Consider the following 18,069-nt stretch of genomic DNA (forward strand, 5'->3'; position numbering starts at 1 on the left):
TATGTTTAGAATATTATGGAATTCAAAGAGTGCAATGAATGCTAATCAAGAGAAGTTAGATTCTATTTCAAATAATTTAGCTAATGTAAACACAACTGGATATAAAAAAGTTGATGCTCAATTCAAAGATTTACTTTCAGAATCGTTTGATAGACTAGGTTATCCTGTAAATGATAAAGACGCATACACAGGAACAGGCGTTAGAACTACAGAGTGGTCAAGAGATAAAACTCAAGGACCTATGCAGGAAACAGATATACCAACTGATATGGCAATAGATGGTAAAGGTTACTTTAGAATACAAGCACCAACAGGTGAAGTAGCTTATACTAGAGCTGGCGCATTCAACATAGATTCAATGGGGAAACTTGTAGATTCAAATGGAAACAAGCTATATGTTGAATATGCTAATGGATATTCAGAAGGAAATCCTAAATTAGATAGCAAGAATTTAGTGATAAATCAAGACGGAAGCATTTTGCAAAAAAATGGAGGTAAGTCTGAAAAGATAGGAACTATTCCTTTGTATAATGCAGTCGGTGATGATTCTATGGTTTCAGTTGGAGAAAACTTATATTCACCAAAGCCAGGAGTAAATATGTTTAGAGAAACTGATGCTGATATAAATCAAGGTTATTTAGAAGGATCAAATGTTGATATGGCTCAAGAATTTACTGATATGATTATTACTCAAAGAGCATTTCAATTAGCATCAAAAGGTGTTACCACAGCTGATGAAATGTGGGGCATGGTAAACAATATGAGAGGTAAATAGCGTGTATAATATACGCTAATCTTAAATAACTATATACTTGTTTGTATATAGTTATTTTTTATTCTATAGCAATAATAAATAAAAAATGTTTGGCAATAAGGCCAAACATTTTTTTATTATAATGAAGTTATTGTGTTAGTTAATGGTGGTATTACCTGCTTCTTTCTTGATAATACGCCAGGTAAGAATGCAGTATTATCTACAAGATTAATATTAAATGTATGCTCAACAATTTCAGGTCTAGAACCAGCAACTAAAATTTGAGAACCTTCATTTAATATATCAGTTAGTAGTAGTAAAACAAGCTGTAAGTCATTAGCAGCAGCTTTATTATTCATGTATTCAAGCATCTCAGCTTTTAGTGGCATAAAGCCTTCTATATCCATTGTATTAACTTGAGCTACACCAATTTTGGTATCTTCTATGGTAAAAGGTTTGAAATCTTGGTTGAATATTTGTTCAACAGTCTTTCCTTTTAATGAAGTACCAGCTTTAAACATTTCCTTTGCGAACTCTTCTATGTTTATTTCAGCGATATTGGCAAGTCTCTTACATATAGTTTTATCAACCTCTGTGCAAGTAGGACTTCTGAATAGTAAGGTATCTGAAATTATAGCTCCGCATAATAGTCCAGCTGCTTCTCTAGATGGTCTAATGCCATTTTCAAAGAATCTCTTAGCAACTATAGTTGAAGTTGAACCAACAGGCTCATTTCTAAAGTAAATAGGGTTACTAGTTTGTATATCAGCAACTCTATGATGATCTATAATTTCTAGTATTTCAGCATCTTCAAGTCCATTGATAGATTGACTTCTCTCATTATGGTCAACTTGAATAATCTTCTTTTTGAAGTTTGGTATTAAGTGATATCTAGAAACTGTTCCAATAACCTTGTTATTAGTATCAATAACTGGATAGTTTCTAAATCTAGTTTCTGCCATTACACTTCTAATATCATCTACTAAGTCATCAGATGATATAGTTACAAGCGATTCTTTTGCCATTACAAAATCAACAGGTATAGATTGAACAACCAATCTTGAGGCTGTAAAAGAATCGTGTGGTGTTGATATAACTGTAATATTATTTTTCTTCGCTTCCTCAAGTAACTCATCACTTAGGACAAAAGATCCAGTTAATATAAGAAGTGATACCTTACAGTCAATGATAGCTTCTAAAGCTTCGGCTCTGTCCCCACCAACTATAACAACATCGCCCTCTTGAATATATTCTTTAAATCCTTGCGGTTGCATAGCAGCAACTAATATCTTTCCAGGGAATACTTTTGTATCTTCATTTATTGTAAGAGTTTTAGCTGATAGAGTGTCAACTATATTATCTATAGTAGTCTTACTCTTAGCTAAAATTTTATTATCCCATATATCCATATAACTAGAAACAATGTTAGAAATAGATAATATACCAATTAAATGTGTATTAGAGTCAACCACAGGAACTGATTTCATATTCTTTTCTTTCATTATGTTCCAAGCTGTTTTTATTGAAATATCTGCCCCAAATGGAGTGAATCTGTCGAAATTCAAATCTTTAACCTTTAACTTAATTGTTTCTAAGAACATTGGTTTTTCGACATTAAAAAAGTCTAATATGTATTGAGTTTCTTGATTTACATTACCTAACCTTACAGGTATAGCAGGAAGATCTCCTGTTTTATTTTTAAATTCTGCATATGCATAAGCAGCACAAATAGAATCGGAGTCTGGATTCTTATGGCCAGTTACATAAATTACATCTTTCATTAAATTGCCTCCTTAGTAGTCACTTTATAGTATTATTCTAAATTTAAATGTTGTAATTGTAAAGGGGACAGAGGAATCAATATTATAAAAAGACAAGAATTTTTAAAATTAGCAATTTTATTTATAAGATTTTATATTTAAAAATTTTTCATAATTAATATATGTATACACATATATTAAGTTAAAGGCAATATTAAAGGAGGAGCATAAGTGATTGAAGAAAAAGAGCTCTTATTAGGATTAACTAATAAAGAAGCAGAGTTTAGAATGAAAAAGTTTGGACCCAATGAATTAACTAAGGGAAAAAAGAAATCGCCATTTATGGTTTTTATATCTCAATTTAATGATTTAATGATTTGGGTATTATTAGCATCAACAGTAATATCTTGTTTCATGGGTGATACTGCAGATGCCATAACAATTATTATAATTGTGCTTATAAATGGAATTTTGGGATTTATTCAGGAATATAGAACAGAAAAATCACTAGATGCATTAAAAAGTTTAGCAGCACCAACTTGTAAGGTAATAAGGGATGGAAATATGAGAGTCATAAATGCAATAAATTTGACAGTTGGTGATTGGGTTGATTTAGAAGCTGGGGACAGAGTGCCAGCAGATGGTATATTAGTTGATGGAAATGGACTAACAGTGGATGAGTCTTTATTAACCGGAGAGTCAGTCGGGGTAAATAAAGATACAAGAGACAAGCATGGAAATGTATATATGGGTACAACTGTACTAAAAGGTAAAGGTTTAATGAAAGTTTCAACTATAGGTATGGGGACAGAGATGGGAAAAATAGCAGGACTCCTTCAAAATATAGAGGAGGAAAAATCTCCATTAAAGGACAGACTTGAGTCATTAGGAAAAGTATTAGTATTCTTATGTTTAGGCATATGCGCAATTGTAACAGTAGTAGGTGTAGCTAGAGGGAATAACCTAGGAGATATGTTCTTATTGGGGGTAAGCCTAGCTGTAGCAGCTATTCCAGAGGGACTTCCTGCCATTGTTACCGTTTCTTTAGCACTTGGTGTATCACGTATGTTAAAACGAAATGCGTTAGTTAGAAAACTACCAGCTGTTGAAACATTGGGTTGCACTTCAGTAATTTGCTCAGATAAAACAGGAACATTAACTCAAAATTCAATGACTGTCAAAGAAATATATATTGATAATAAAATATACAATTTAGATAAAGGAGAAAAGGTAAGAAATGAGGTATTTATTAAAACATTAATATATTGTAATGATTGTAATTATAATTTAAGTGAGAAAAATATTGATAAAGCTTTGCATGGAGATCCAACCGAAACAGCATTAGTTAAAGCTTTTTTTAAAGACGTACAATTATTAAAGACATTTATTAGCAATAAGAGAAGAGTATTTGAAGTACCTTTTGATTCAAACAGAAAGATGATGTCAGTAATTATTAGGGAAAATGGAAAGGAAACTTGTTACACTAAAGGGGCTCCAGAAAAAGTTTTAGATAAATGTAGCTATATAGTTGAGGATGGAAGAATAAAGCCACTAACTTCAACAAAGAAAAAAGCAATATTAAATTGTGTTGATAGTATGTCCAATAGGGCTTTGAGATGTCTAGCAGCTGCATATAAAGATGGATTTTTAGAAAAAAATGATGGCTTGGAAAAAGGGTTAATATTTATTGGAATAGTTGGAAGTATAGACCCTCCAAGAGAAGAAGCTAGAGATGCGGTATTACAATGTAAGCTTGCAGGAATAAAACCTGTTATGATTACTGGTGATCATAAAAATACAGCTTTTGCAATAGCTAAGGCATTAAGCATTTGTAATTCAAGTGATAGTGTATTAACTGGTGATGATATAGAGGCTTTGAGTGATAGGGAATTGGAGAGAGAAGTAGAAAAGGCAAGGGTATTCGCGAGAGTAAACCCTAACCATAAATTAAGAATAGTAAAAGCCTTCAAAAAAAGAGGTAATATAGTAGCAATGACTGGTGATGGGGTAAATGATGCTCCTGCAATAAAAGAAGCAGATATAGGAATTTCAATGGGAATTTCGGGGACAGACGTAACAAAAGAAGCATCTTCAATGATATTAATGGATGACAACTTTACTACAATTGTAGCTGCAGTAGAAGAGGGGAGAGTTATTTATGATAATATAAGAAAGTTTATAAGGTATCTATTGTCATGTAACTTAGGAGAGGTATTAACAATGTTCCTTGCTTCAATTTTTTATATGCCAAACCCACTAACACCAATACAAATCTTATTTGTAAATCTCGCAACAGATGGTTTGCCAGCAATTGCATTAGGAGTAGATCCTCCAGATAAAGATATAATGTCTCAGAAACCTAGGGATAAAAAAGAAAGTATATTTGCAAGAGGACTTACTGAGAAAATTATGGTGAGAGGAACACTTATAGGTATATGTACATTGATGTCTTTTATAATTGGACAATACTTAGGCTTTGATTTGAAAACCTGTAGAACAATAGCATTGTGTACTTTGGTAATGTCACAATTAATTCATGTATTTGAATGCAGATCAGAAAGACATTCAATATTCGAAATCAAACTATTTACTAATCCTTATTTGTTGGGTGCGGTTCTAATTTCGATATCTATGATAATGTGTATATTGTATATTCCATTTTTTAGAGATGTTTTTCAAACACAAGCTTTAAGCCTAATGAATTGGGGAATAGTTATATTCTTCTCAGGAATAATTGCAACTATAAATTCAATTTATTTATATATTAAAAGGTAGAACAAATTAGAATGAAATCTTAGGGGGACAGAGGGAGAAAAAGTAATAAAACAAAAATTTAATATAGATCGATGTATATCACCATTCATTAATGACAATAATCACAAATATTAGAAGTTAATTTAATGGATGGTGATTTTTTGTGGCTAGAACATCTAGAATTAAGAGAAAACATGGAATATATCATATTATGGTTAAAAGTATACCAGAGTTGAAATTATACAATGATAACGAGGATAAAGATAAATATCTTAAAATTATAAAAGAAAAGCAGGTGTTATTTGGGTTCAAAATTTATGCATTCTGTATTATGAGTAATCATGGACATTTTATAATAGACTCAAATGGGGCAGATATTTCTGAAATAATGCAGTCTATAAATTCGAAATATGCATTTTATTTCAATAGAAAATATAAAAGAAATGGGCATCTTTTTCTAGATAGATTTAAAAGTAAATTAATTAATAATGATAGATATTTGTACTTATTGTCACTATATATACACAGTAATCCTAAGGATATTAATATATATAGAAATTCATTAGAAAATTATTATTATTCTAGTTTATCAAACTATTTTTATGGAAAGAAAGATAAATATAATATTGTTGACACAAGTAGAATATTGTTTTTATTTTCAAATAATATTAAAACTCCAAGGAAAAGTTATAAATTAGCCATTGAAAACTACACTAAGATGAAATATCAGGATATTGATTTTAAAAATGATATAAATAAGGAAATAGTTGAGTTAAAGAATAATAAAAGCAATGGTAGAGATTTAAAACACTCCATAGATAAAATAACTAATTATCTAAGTGAAAAATTTATGATAGATAAATCACTTATGAATTTAAAATATAATAATGAAGTAAATATTGTAAAATCTTTTTTGTTTCTTTTTATGAGGTGTTTTTGCAAAATGAAGGTAAGAGAAATATATGATATTTACAATAATCATTCAATAAATACAATATACAAGCTAAGTAATTCAGGAGTTGCTCTTATGCTTAAGAATCCCAATTACACATATATAATGGATGAATATTTATCAGTTATATAAAATGATTAATCATTTTTTATAGCTAAAACCATTTTAAATAATCAAGTAGCTGTGATAACTTTTATATTAGGTGGCGCCAAATTGGGCTGTAATTGATGGAATTAGCTGATTTATTAGGTTATGAAAAAGCACAAATTGTAGATGTGAATAATTGAGATACATTTGAAACATAAATAATATAAATAAAGCCTGGGACAGAGAAAGTAAAAATTTCTTCCTAAATGGAGCAGCAACTCGTATAATTAAAGAGAACTACAAGATTATTTTAATGGCATACTGTGAAATGGATAAAGAAGAAGTGAAAACTCATAAACCAAAGGTAGTAGTTCTGGAAGCGGGAAATAATATTAGTTTAGTAACAAGTTATGAAAAGAATGAGGAATCTCCATAACTTTCCATATGATGTCGTGAAATGAATGGGATTATAAAATAATAATGTAAAGGTTTAATGGATATCAATATTTTATTGATATCCATTTTTTAATAGAGTTATAATTTCATCCATTCCTGTAATAATTTCATTGGTATTAGGCTTTGCTACACTTAATCTTATACCTTTTTTATAGGTCGAATTTGATAAAAAGTAAGGTCGACCTTTGGCAATTTTTATGCCTCTGTCCCCCAATTTCTTAGCAAATAAATCCTCATTTATATACTCAGGAAGAAATATGTAAGAATAAAATCCCCAGGTTGGCTTAGTGAAAGATATATTTAAGTTTGATAGTTCACCCATCTTTTCTTTTAGAAGGTTAAGTCTAATTTTATGCTCTGTCTTTATCGACTTTATATGTTTTGATAAAAGATTACTTTTAAGATAAATCTCTAGTGTAGCTTGAGACACTAATGAAGGAGCAAAATAAGAGTAATAATATGAATAATTTGCATGCAACTTGAAATCATCGATTAAATGATCAGGTACTACAGTTAGACCAAGTTTTATCCATGGAATTATCTTGGTGAAACTTTTTAAATATATAAAGTTATGATGATCTCCGTATGAATATATTGGATCATACTTAGAATCAAACTCAATATCACCAAAATAGTCATCTTCAACTATATAAACATTATATTTTTTAGCTAAATCTGCAATTGCTAATCTTTGAGATTTTGAATACCTTGTGCCTAGGGGATTATGATTCCTCGGTATAGTATAGAAAAATTTAATATCACCATATTTGAAGATATGTTCAAGTTCATTTAAATCAATACCATACTCGTTACGCTCAATTCCTATTGGCTTTATACCAGAGTTTTCTAAGAATGAGATAAAGTATCTGTAAGTAGGATTTTCTACTAAAATATTTTTTTTATCATTTGGAAAAGGCATATTCGTTAATATACTTAAAATTTGCTGTATTCCAAGATTAATAAATATATTATCAACTGATGTAAAAACTTGAAATTTTGCAAGATAGCTTGGTAATAAGTGTCTTAAAGAATCAATACCATAAACATCAGGATCAATAGGTTGATTTGCATAGATATCTACAGCTCTGTTAAGACAATGTTTTAAATCTGGAGTTAGAATTTTACCTATATTGGGATTACCAGTAGAGAAATCTATAAATGTATTTGGCATTGATATAGGTGTGATATGCTCCTCAACAACATAATATCCGCTTTGGGGGACGGAGTAAATTAAATGACTATTCTTTAACGATTCATAAGCTTTAATAACTGTTGATTTACTACAGTTATAAGCTAGAGATAAGTCTCTAACAGAAGGCAATTTCTTTGAGGTTTTATATTTTTTACCGTTAATATCATTTTTTATATCATAAATGATTTGTTCATACTTTGTCATAGATAACCCTCCAAACTGTACTGGTACAGTTTAATTATATCTCAATTGAATAATCGATTTCAATGATATAACATTAATCTATAGACGAAATAAATATAATTTTCTGTAACTAAAAGGAGGAATAATTTATGGATGGATTAAAGATAGTTACTATCGGTGGAGGCTCAAGTTATACACCGGAATTAGTTGAAGGCTTTATCAAAAGACATAAGGAATTACCAGTTAGAGAACTATGGTTAGTTGATATTGAAGCTGGAAAACATAAGCTTGAAGTAGTTGGGGATTTAGCTAAAAGAATGGTTAAAAAAGCTGGAGTACCTATGGAGATACACACAACTCTAGATCGAAGAGAAGCTTTAAAAGGAGCAGATTTTGTTACTACTCAATTAAGAGTTGGACTTTTAGATGCAAGAATTAAAGATGAAAGAATACCATTAAGTCATGGAGTAATTGGACAAGAAACAAATGGCGCAGGGGGAATGTTTAAAGCATTTAGAACAATTCCTGTAATATTAGATATAGATAAAGATATGGCTGAACTTTGCCCAGATGCTTGGTTAATTAATTTTACAAATCCTGCTGGAATTGTAACAGAAGCATTACTTAGACATGGAAGAAATAAAAAAGTAATCGGATTATGCAATGTTCCAATTGGAATGGAAATGGCAGTAGCTAAAATGTGTAATGTAGAGCATGAAAGAGTTAGAATGGATTTCGCAGGTTTAAATCATATGGTTTATGGTTTAAATATATATGTAGATGGAAAAAGAGTAAATGAAGAAATAATTCAAACAATTAGTGAAGGAAAGGTAGACGGGATAGTAAAAAATATAAAAGACTTCGAGTGGACACCTGAATTTATCAAAGCATTAGGCGTTATGCCTTGTCCATATCATAAGTATTATTATCAAAGCAAAAATATGCTTGAGGATGAATTAAAGGAATTTGCAAAAGGAGAAACAAGAGCAGAAGTAGTAAAGAGATTAGAAGAGGATTTATTTAAGCTTTATGATGATCCAAATCTTGATATTAAACCACCTCAATTAGAAAAAAGAGGAGGAGCATATTATAGTGATGCTGCATGTAGATTAATTAATTCTATATATAATGATAAAAAGGATATCCAAGCTGTAAATACAATAAATAATGGAGCAATTGCAGACTTACCAGCTGAATCAGCTGTAGAAATAAGTTGTATCATCACAAAGGATGGTCCTAAACCAATAAATATAGGAAAATTACCTGTACAAATTAATGGATTAATTCAGCAAATTAAGAGTTTTGAAAGGACAGTAGTTGAAGCAGCAATATCTGGGGATTATAACTTAGCATTGTTAGCATTAACAATTAATCCATTGGTAGCGGATGAGAAAATGGCTAAGATTCTTTTAGATGAGTTATTAGAAGCACATAAAGAATATCTACCTCAATTCAATAAATAATTTTCAGTCAGTAAAAAAACATCTCATGAAGTTAAAACATGAGATGTTTTTTGTTTAAGCTTAAGAAGCGTTATCCCCTCATTCTTGGAGTTGGTTGCTTCATTTTTTTTAGTTGAGAATGGTCAATAGGAACTAAATCCACTTTTGTTGTTAAATTGATTAGGTTCATTATAGTAATTAATTCTGAACCATCTTTTCCTTTTTCACCTTTTAGGCCCATAACAATAACCTTATGACCTTGATTAACTTGAATAAAGTCAGGTCTCTTGAACCAACGACCTTTTGTATAACTACATTTGATAACCATTTTACTAGTGTCTGGTTTTACTATTATTGTGGCAGTTATTTTGTGGAAAATCCATAGAATGGTTTTTTCCTCTATTTTAGTGGATAGAATATTTCCTTGGAATTGAGTCATTCTATCACCATACTTCTTTATGTAGTTATCAGTATAGTACTTTTGCATTTTTTCTTTAAAACCCATAAATATAGCTCCTTTGCAATAAACATTATTATGAAATCTATTATATAAACATAAAATAACAATGTAATTATAACATAACACAATTGTTAATAAAATAGTAAAAATATATTTATATCTAGTATTTTCATTTTCACAAAATGATACTTAAATTAATGATTTATTAACAAAATAATTCATTTGATTTAAAAACATTGATAAAAAGTGGATTTTATATATGCGAATATGATAAAATATTATTATTAGGTTTAGGAGGGGGTTAAATGGGAATTACAATACCACTTAAAGTGATTGAGATTAAGGGTAATGAAGCAGTGGGTGAAATTAACGGAATGAGAAAAAATGTTAGAATAGATTTTATTGATTCATTAGAAGAAGGAGATTATATATTAATTAATTCAGGAGTAGCATTAAACAAAGTATCAAAGAAAGATGCTTTGGAAATAAAAGAGTACATGGACAGTATGTCAAAGCTTTAAAGGAGAATTGAATGAGAGGAATTAATCTTGTTATTAAGGATACGGTCAATAGAATTAATGATTATAAAGATGATATTAATATAATGGTGTTTAGTGAAACACATATTTCAGCAATAGAGAAGTATGTATTAAAGGATATTTTAAATAGTAACTTTAAATTTTCTATAGGAAGTAGCTGTCCAGTAACGCTTATTCCCCCATATTATATTGATTATTTATATAATTTAGCGCTGACAGAAGATGTTATTCTTGCAACTTACGGTGAATTGCTTAGAATTCCAGGAAGCTCAAGTGAGATTACCTTAGAAAAAGCAAAAGTTAAAGGTGCAAGTATACAAGTGATTTTTTCAAGTTTAGACGCTATTAACATAGCAATTCATAATCAAAGCAAGAAAGTCATATTTCTTGCAACAGGCTTTGAAACAAATATTGGAGCAACAATAATTTCGTTAACTGAGGCTATAAATAAAGAATTAAATAATTTTTATATACTTTCACTTCATAGATGTATAAAAGGAATAATAAGTTATTTTATTAATGAACCAAAAGAAAAAGTAGATGGATTCATTCTCCCAGGAAATATTTCGCTTATTATTGGTGAAGAAGGATATAGTTTTATTAACAAACATAAGATACCATCGGTTATAACTGGATTTTCTTTTCTAGATATAGTAAGCTCAGTGGAGATGATTGTTAATCAGAAGATAAAAAAAGAAGGTAAAGTTGAGGATAACTATAAATTATTTATACCTTATGATGGAAATGGACTTGCTAAATCACAAATAGAAGAATTCTTCTATTCAAAAGCTGGAGATAATAGAGCCATAGGGAAGTTAGAGGAATCTATATATTCACTAAAGAGTAAGTATGATAGTTATGATATTGAAAAAATATATCCATTAAGTAAATATATAGGTCAGACATGTAGTGGTGAAAACAAGATATGTGAAAAAGTAATTAAAGGAGAGTTAAACCCTACTAAGTGTATTTATTTTAAAAATGAATGTAAAGTTAGCACACCAATAGGTCCTACTATGGCATCAAGTGAAGGTGCTTGTTATGTATTAAATAAATATTTGTAATATATAATAAAAACACAATGAGAATAAATAGAAATGCAGATAATTATAATGCATTAAGTATTCTTTACATGTGTTTTTATCTTTTTTATAGAAAGTTTATTTTACTTTTGAAAAACCAATAGTAAAATTAAGTTAGTGAATGAGAGGTGTATATAAGTGGAAGATCGAGAAAACTTAACAGAGGAAGATTTCCTAAGAAATTATGATAGTTCAAAATATAAAAAGCCATCTGTAACAGTAGACAATATTATTTTCTGCATTAATAATTTTGGGGACAGAGACACCAAAAGTAATGAAACAAAAAGTGAAGATACCAAAAACTTGGGGGACAGAGGCACAAAAACTGTTGAATATTTTAATTATGGTATGGAAGTTCTTCTTATTAGAAGAGGAAATTATCCTGATAAAGGGAAGTGGGCTTTCCCAGGTGGTTTTATCGAAATGGACGAAAATTTGGAGGAGTCGGCACTTAGAGAATTAAGAGAAGAAACATTCATTGAAGGATTGGAATTTCAGCAATTGCAAGCATTTGGGGATGTAGGCAGAGATAAGAGGGATAGGATAATTACTATAGCCTACTTGGCGTTAATTAAGGATAAGAAGGAAGCAAAAGTAGGTGATGATGCTAAAGAAGCAAGCTGGTTTAAGGTTGAATGTAGAAAAACTCCTATAAATAATGCCGAAGAATATATTTTGGATATTTATCTTAGAAATAATGAAATAGAAATTTGCCCTAAAGTCAAAGTAATAAGTAAAAAAGGCTATATATTAGAGAATAAGTCATATGAAATAATAGATAAATCAGATATTGCTGGGGATCATGCAAAGTTATTAAGTGTTGCCATAGAAAAAGTTAAGGAAATAGAAAGACTAAAAAGCTATGAAGATAGATAGCAATACTAAATTAAAAGAGAGCTGCACTTGAATAATAATTTCAAATGCAGCTCATTTAGCTCTCATAGCATTCATTGCTCTTAAAATATACTATTTAATTTCTCTAAGATTTTTCATAGATAGGTCTAAAGGAGTCACAGAATGTGTTAATGCTCCAGAAGATATATAATCTATTCCAAGATTGCTGTAATTCTCTAGATTGTTAAGAGTGATGTTACCAGAACATTCAACTAAACATTTTCCATTAATAAGAGACAAAGCTTCTTTAATATTCTCAATACTCATGTTATCTAACATAATAATATCAACACCTGCATCTAAGGCTTCCTTAACCATTTCTAGGGTTTCAGTCTCAACTTCAATCTTTCTAACAAATGAATTATTATTCTTAGCTAGTTCAACTGCTTTTTTTACACTTCCAGCAAAGGAAATATGATTATCTTTTAAGAGAACTCCATCAGACAAATTTTGTCTGTGATTTTCTCCACCTCCAACTTTAACAGAATATTTTTCTAATATTCTTAGGTTAGGTGTGGTTTTTCTAGTATCCAAAATTTTTGTTTTAGAACCCTCAAGAATTTTAACAGCTTTATTTGTTGTAGTTGAAATCCCACTCATCCTACCTAAAAGATTTAGAGCAACTCTTTCCCCCATAAGTATATTATGAGTGTTGCCAACCAATTCTCCAAATTTTTCACCAGTGAATGCTCTGTCCCCATCATTTTTATATAAAGATACAACAACATCTCCTAAAATAGCAAAAACTCTTTTAAAGACATCTAATCCTGCCAATATTCCGTCCTCTTTGGCAAGTAAATCAATTTTACTTATAGAACCAAGTGGAATAACTGAACTTGCAGAAATGTCTTCAGTTGGAATATCTTCTACTAAAGCATCTTTAATTATTTTATCTACTATAAGAAAATTCAACATTTATATTATTTGCACTCCTTTTAAATAAGTTTATTGTATTAACTTTGTTTTCATAAATAAAATTATTAATATTGCCATCAATTAATGGATGATTCATATTAATAATTGGAATATCACATATACAAGAATTAATAGATTTAGCTGCGCGCCTTGAAAATACAAGGGCTTCTAAAATAGAATTTGATGCTAACCTATTGGCACCATGAACTCCTGTACAACTTGTTTCTCCTACAGCATATAGGTATTTTAGAGAAGATTCAGAATGCGTATTTACCTCTATGCCTCCCATAAAATAGTGTTGGGCGGGAGAGACTGGTATAGGTTCTTTAGTAATATCAATCCCTTTATTAAGACAATTTTCATATATAGCAGGAAATCTATTTTTAATAAAATCTTCATCTAAAAATGAAATGTCTAGAAAAACGTTAGGAACATTAAATTTTTTCATCTCATCAAATATTGCTTTTGAGACAACATCCCTTGGGAGAAGCTCATTTATAAACCTCTGTCCCCTCGCATTTAGCAATTTTCCCCCTTCGCCTCTAACAGCTTCGGAGATTAAAAAACGTCTTGAATCTGAGTTGTTATCATATAAAGCTGTAGGATGAATTTGGATGTACTTAAGATCTTTAAGCTTTATTTTATGCTTTATTGCTATGTTTATAGAATCACCAGTCAAGGCTCTTTGGTTAGTAGAATTTGCAAACAACCCCCCTATACCACCTGTAGCGAGAACAACTACTTTAGAATGAATAGAGATTTGATTATCATTAATTAAAACTTGTCCGCCCACACAACAACGATTTTTTACTATTATATCTAGAAGAGTTGTATCTTCTAATATGGTAATATTGTTATGCTTTTTAACTGAACTTACTAATGTTTCTTGTACTGATTTTCCTGTTGAGTCTTTAACGTGAACAATTCTATTAATGCTGTGAGCACCTTCTCTTGTAAACTTAAAACCTTCAGGTGTTGAATCAAAAGGAACTCCTAAAGCTTCCAATCTCAATATATTTTCCATTGATTCCTTAGCCAGTATTTCTACAGCAGCAACATCATTTTTATATTTGCCAGCTTTTAAGGTATCACTTATAAATAGGGGAATATCTTCATCTGAAAGAGCAGTGGAGATACCTCCTTGTGCTAGATAACTATTGGTATCATTTAGTTTCCCCTTTGTAATAATGGTTACATTGATATCTTTATCTAAATTCAGTGCAAGATAAAGACCAGAAATTCCACTACCAACAATTAAAACATCTGTGTATTTTTCCAACTTAATCCCTTCTTTGTGATAAAATATGCATATTTTCTAAAGATTTATATGCTTTGATTCTTATATCCTCGTCTATATTAATTTCATTTATGTTATCTCTTAACGATAAATAAATATCTTCTAAATTAGTTTTTTTCATATTAATACAAGTCATAGTAGTACCAGGTACATAAAATTCCTTATCAGGACTCTTTTTTTTCATTTCATGAAGTACTCCTGATTCAGTAACTACAATAAATTCTTCGCTTGGAGAAGTTATTGAATAATCTATTATTTCCCCAGTGCTTCCAAGAAAATCTGCTAATTCGCGTATTTCCCTTTCGCATTCAGGATGAACTAATATCTCAGCCTTAGGCTTTATTTCCTTTATAGCTTGTACATGTTGAGCCTTTACCTTCTTATGCGTTATACAATATCCATCCCATAAGTAAAATTTCTTATCAGGAAATTGTTCTGCAATGTATTCTCCTAGATTTTTGTCAGGCAAAAAGATTATCTCCTCATTAGGTATATTTTTTATAATATTAACTGCGGAGGAGGAGGTTACGCATACATCACAAAGGCTTTTAACATCTGTATTTGAATTGATATAGCAGACAACAACTGCATTTGGATGTTCTTCCTTAAAATCCTTTAACTTATCTGCACTTGCCATGTCTGCCATTGGACAGCCTGCATCAGGATTTGGGAAAATAATTTTTTTATTGGGTGAAAGAATTTTCGCACTTTCTGCCATAAATTTTACTCCGCAAAAAACAATAGTATCAGCAGGAGAACTCATAGCTACCTTACTTAGATAATAAGAATCACCAACATAGTCAGCTATATCTTGAACCTCATCAGACTGATAATAGTGTGCTAAAATAAGTGCATTTTTTTCTCTTTTTAGTTTGTTTATTTCCTCAATTAAATTCATAAATTCACACTCCAAAGCATATTTACAACTGTATATACAGCAGTATATCATTACAGTAAACTTTATTCAACTATGGAGGAAAATTTATAGTTTTGTAGCATAATTTAAGAAAAATTTAAATATTGTTAATTTGACTAACAAATAAATAAATGTAATAATTATAATAGGTTATTAAATAACTTATAAAATAATATGATTAACTGGAGTTGTTTTACATGGATAAAGTTAGAAGGTTATCAAATATAATTATAGACAAATATAACAGAGTAAAATTAGATTTAAGATTTGATGGGGAATATTTAAATTACTTTGCAGCCTTACTTGAAGTGGTTAATAAGAAGGATGTTAATACAATCAATGTGAAAAATATAAGGAAGTATTTTTCTAAAAATACTCCTTGGCATTCATCATTTAGAGGGACAGGTTTATACATAGTTTCACTGCTGATTTCACTAAAACATGAGGACTATAAATTAAAAGTAGATGAATTAATAAAAATAGAAGAAGAATTAATTTCGATGGGGTATAAAGAAGGTGGTTACTTAGCTTTAGCATGTTACATTTTATCTGAGTATGGAAAAGAGGATTTTGTTAATAAATTTCATAATGTTTTTATTAAAATTCAAAGGAAAAATTCCAAGATTACTTGGGAAGAAGATTATCCAATAGTGGCTTTGATGGTAGCTAAAGAAATTACATTAGAATATATTGAAAAAAATTATAATGAATGTTTTAATTTATATGAGAACTTAGAAGCTAAAAGTTCAAATATCACTCAAGATATTGTAAATATGTCTTTAATATATAATGAAAAGTTTGATATTAACGAAAGTATTATAGATAATAAATTTGAACATCAATATGCTATTTTATATCCTTTATTTTTTAAGGATTATGATAAATACACAAATAAATTCGAGAGATGCCAAGACTTTCTTGAAGAACACACTGAGTTACAATTGTTCATGGATAAAAGCTTTAGAAAATTTTTGTCTTTTGCTCTAGTAATAATTAATGAAGAAAAACTAATTAAGGATGAAATTTGTGAGCTTATTGCAATTTGTATATTTAACTTTACAAAGACACAGGAAATGTCTATTTTAAGCGAATTAACGTAATTAAGAGTTAATTCAATTAAAATTCACATAATTGTTTGAAAAGAGGAGTTATGGAAAGAAGAATAATTCATGTAGATATGGATGCTTTTTTTGCCTCCGTAGAGGTTATGGATAACAAAACCTTGAAAGGTAAACCTGTTATTGTTGGTGGAACAAGTGAAAGAGGAGTTGTGTCAACATGTTCATATGAGGCGAGAGCTTATGGTGTACATTCTGCTATGCCTATTTTTATGGCTAAGGAAAGGTGTCCCCACGGAGTTTTTCTGCCAGTAAGATATGGACGATATAAGGATATTTCTAAAAAGGTATTTGATATATTAGAAGAGGTTTCTAATATAATAGAACCCCTTTCTATAGATGAGGCATACATAGAGATAACCTCTTCAAAGTTTGAGCCAATAGAAGCAGCTAAATATATAAAGAATAGAGTTAAGACAGAACTTGGTTTAACAATATCTGTAGGGATTTCCTATAATAAGTTTCTTGCGAAACTAGCATCAGATTGGAATAAACCTGATGGAATCATGGAAATAACAAAAGAGATGATGCCGGAAATTCTATTTCCATTACCTATTTCAAAGGTATATGGATTAGGGGTCAAATCAGTACAAAAATTGAATAATATCGGGGTATTTAAGGTACATGAATTATATAAATTACCTAAAGAATTATTTTCATATTATTTTGGTAAATTTGGGAACGAAATATACGATAGAATAAGAGGCATAGATAATAGACCAGTTAAAATAAGTCATGAAAGAAAATCTATAGGTAAGGAAACAACTTTGAAACATAATACAAATAACATAAATGAGCTAAGAACTTACTTGGAAAATTTCTCAAGAGAAATATCGTATTTATTATCTCAAAGAGAATTATCAGGAAGAACCATAACTATAAAATATAAGACCTGGGATTTTAAATCCCATACAAGAAGCAAGACGCTTAATACTTATATAAATAGTTATGAAGATATATTTAATGAGTCTTTCAATATTTTAACAGAAGAGAACATAGAAGAAGACCTAAGACTTATCGGGTTATCCATTTCTTCATTAAAAGAGAATACTATGTATCAAATGAGATTGTTTTAAATCTACTTATGGAGGAAAGATGAAAAGACTAGCTAAATGGGGAAGCTTTACTTTCTTAATTATATTTAATATTTTTTTGAGTTTATTTTACTTATTTTATTCAGCTGGATTTAAGTGGAAAGGTCTAGAATTTGATTTTGTATCATCTGCTATTCTCTCAATATTAGGAGGACTCCTAATTTTATTCATTCT

Annotated in this window: 16 protein-coding genes; 10 read left to right on the plus strand and 6 right to left on the minus strand. The window is 29.7% G+C overall.

Annotation, left to right across the window (positions count from 1 at the left end):
- Position 1 precedes the first annotated feature (1 nt).
- The gene (locus JK634_RS14180) at positions 2-775 is read left to right on the plus strand and encodes a flagellar basal-body rod protein FlgG (RefSeq protein WP_202768332.1); all 774 of its coding nucleotides are present in this window, start codon (positions 2-4) and stop codon (positions 773-775) included.
- A 116-nt stretch (positions 776-891) separates the two neighbouring features.
- Here the strand turns inward: JK634_RS14180 and JK634_RS14185 are convergent, their stop codons facing one another.
- A complete protein-coding gene (locus JK634_RS14185; RefSeq protein ID WP_202768333.1) occupies positions 892-2,535 on the minus strand; it encodes a putative manganese-dependent inorganic diphosphatase in 1,644 nt (547 codons plus the stop codon).
- A 210-nt stretch (positions 2,536-2,745) separates the two neighbouring features.
- On the opposite strand from JK634_RS14185, the gene JK634_RS14190 reads away from it, so the two are divergent.
- The 3 genes from JK634_RS14190 (at position 2,746) to JK634_RS14200 (ending at position 6,743) form a co-directional block, all read left to right on the plus strand.
- Complete coding sequence (locus JK634_RS14190) at positions 2,746-5,289, plus strand: calcium-translocating P-type ATPase, PMCA-type (RefSeq protein ID WP_202768334.1); 2,544 nt, start codon at positions 2,746-2,748, stop codon at positions 5,287-5,289.
- A 142-nt stretch (positions 5,290-5,431) separates the two neighbouring features.
- The gene (locus JK634_RS14195; RefSeq protein WP_202768335.1) at positions 5,432-6,352 is read left to right on the plus strand and encodes a transposase; all 921 of its coding nucleotides are present in this window, start codon (positions 5,432-5,434) and stop codon (positions 6,350-6,352) included.
- Between the two features lie 178 nt (positions 6,353-6,530).
- Entirely contained in the window at positions 6,531-6,743 is a 213-nt protein-coding gene (locus JK634_RS14200) for an aspartate 1-decarboxylase (RefSeq protein WP_338031241.1), read from the plus strand.
- Positions 6,744-6,815: 72 nt separating this feature from the next.
- Here JK634_RS14200 and JK634_RS14205 read toward each other — a convergent pair whose 3' ends face one another.
- Positions 6,816-8,159, minus strand: coding sequence for an aminotransferase-like domain-containing protein (locus tag JK634_RS14205; protein ID WP_202768336.1), 1,344 nt, complete (start codon positions 8,157-8,159; stop codon positions 6,816-6,818).
- Between the two features lie 128 nt (positions 8,160-8,287).
- Here JK634_RS14205 and JK634_RS14210 point away from each other — a divergent pair, with 128 nt between their 5' ends.
- Positions 8,288-9,601 (plus strand): 6-phospho-beta-glucosidase, encoded by a 1,314-nt coding sequence (locus tag JK634_RS14210; RefSeq protein ID WP_202768337.1) that lies wholly within the window; start codon positions 8,288-8,290, stop codon positions 9,599-9,601.
- 70 nt (positions 9,602-9,671) lie between these two features.
- On the opposite strand, the gene JK634_RS14215 is transcribed toward JK634_RS14210, so the two are convergent.
- Positions 9,672-10,085: a hypothetical protein gene (locus JK634_RS14215; protein WP_202768338.1), complete on the minus strand. Its 414-nt coding sequence runs from the start codon at positions 10,083-10,085 to the stop codon at positions 9,672-9,674.
- Positions 10,086-10,345: 260 nt separating this feature from the next.
- Here JK634_RS14215 and JK634_RS14220 point away from each other — a divergent pair, with 260 nt between their 5' ends.
- The 3 genes from JK634_RS14220 to JK634_RS14230 all read left to right on the plus strand — a co-directional run bounded on the left by JK634_RS14220 (position 10,346) and on the right by JK634_RS14230 (position 12,537).
- A complete protein-coding gene (locus JK634_RS14220; protein ID WP_202768339.1) occupies positions 10,346-10,561 on the plus strand; it encodes a HypC/HybG/HupF family hydrogenase formation chaperone in 216 nt (71 codons plus the stop codon).
- A gap of 11 nt (positions 10,562-10,572) precedes the next feature.
- Complete coding sequence (gene hypD, locus JK634_RS14225) at positions 10,573-11,643, plus strand: hydrogenase formation protein HypD (protein ID WP_202768340.1); 1,071 nt, start codon at positions 10,573-10,575, stop codon at positions 11,641-11,643.
- A gap of 156 nt (positions 11,644-11,799) precedes the next feature.
- Entirely contained in the window at positions 11,800-12,537 is a 738-nt protein-coding gene (locus JK634_RS14230) for an NUDIX domain-containing protein (protein WP_202768341.1), read from the plus strand.
- A gap of 90 nt (positions 12,538-12,627) precedes the next feature.
- Here JK634_RS14230 and nadC read toward each other — a convergent pair whose 3' ends face one another.
- Genes nadC through nadA form a run of 3 tightly spaced genes read right to left on the minus strand, consistent with a single transcriptional unit; the run spans position 12,628 to position 15,665 of the window.
- Complete coding sequence (gene nadC, locus JK634_RS14235) at positions 12,628-13,467, minus strand: carboxylating nicotinate-nucleotide diphosphorylase (protein ID WP_202768757.1); 840 nt, start codon at positions 13,465-13,467, stop codon at positions 12,628-12,630.
- Positions 13,445-14,749 carry an L-aspartate oxidase gene (locus tag JK634_RS14240; RefSeq protein ID WP_207753649.1) on the minus strand — a complete coding sequence of 435 codons (1,305 nt, stop codon included), beginning with the start codon at positions 14,747-14,749 and terminating at the stop codon, positions 13,445-13,447. Before JK634_RS14240 ends, nadC begins: the two co-directional genes overlap by 23 nt.
- A gap of 1 nt (position 14,750) precedes the next feature.
- Positions 14,751-15,665 (minus strand): quinolinate synthase NadA, encoded by a 915-nt coding sequence (gene nadA / locus JK634_RS14245; protein ID WP_202768342.1) that lies wholly within the window; start codon positions 15,663-15,665, stop codon positions 14,751-14,753.
- Between the two features lie 215 nt (positions 15,666-15,880).
- Between nadA and JK634_RS14250 the strand changes: the two genes are divergently transcribed.
- Complete coding sequence (locus JK634_RS14250) at positions 15,881-16,783, plus strand: DUF4003 family protein (RefSeq protein ID WP_202768343.1); 903 nt, start codon at positions 15,881-15,883, stop codon at positions 16,781-16,783.
- Between the two features lie 50 nt (positions 16,784-16,833).
- On the plus strand, positions 16,834-17,877 hold the full coding sequence (locus JK634_RS14255; RefSeq protein WP_202768344.1) for a DNA polymerase IV: 1,044 nt from the start codon (positions 16,834-16,836) through the stop codon (positions 17,875-17,877).
- Positions 17,878-18,069: the final 192 nt, after the last annotated feature.

The sequence above is a fragment of the Clostridium paridis genome, assembly GCF_016765615.1.
Lineage (GTDB): Bacteria > Bacillota > Clostridia > Clostridiales > Clostridiaceae > Clostridium_T > Clostridium_T paridis.

Coding starts and splice junctions, on each gene's coding strand:
- hypD (WP_202768340.1), top strand. CDS start 10,573: ATGAGAGGAATTAATCTTGTTATTAAGGATACGGTCAATAGAATTAAT.
- JK634_RS14185 (WP_202768333.1), bottom strand. CDS start 2,535: ATGAAAGATGTAATTTATGTAACTGGCCATAAGAATCCAGACTCCGAT.
- nadA (WP_202768342.1), bottom strand. CDS start 15,665: ATGAATTTAATTGAGGAAATAAACAAACTAAAAAGAGAAAAAAATGCA.
- JK634_RS14205 (WP_202768336.1), bottom strand. CDS start 8,159: ATGACAAAGTATGAACAAATCATTTATGATATAAAAAATGATATTAAC.
- JK634_RS14180 (WP_202768332.1), top strand. CDS start 2: ATGTTTAGAATATTATGGAATTCAAAGAGTGCAATGAATGCTAATCAA.
- JK634_RS14255 (WP_202768344.1), top strand. CDS start 16,834: ATGGAAAGAAGAATAATTCATGTAGATATGGATGCTTTTTTTGCCTCC.
- JK634_RS14215 (WP_202768338.1), bottom strand. CDS start 10,085: ATGGGTTTTAAAGAAAAAATGCAAAAGTACTATACTGATAACTACATA.
- JK634_RS14210 (WP_202768337.1), top strand. CDS start 8,288: ATGGATGGATTAAAGATAGTTACTATCGGTGGAGGCTCAAGTTATACA.
- JK634_RS14250 (WP_202768343.1), top strand. CDS start 15,881: ATGGATAAAGTTAGAAGGTTATCAAATATAATTATAGACAAATATAAC.
- JK634_RS14220 (WP_202768339.1), top strand. CDS start 10,346: ATGGGAATTACAATACCACTTAAAGTGATTGAGATTAAGGGTAATGAA.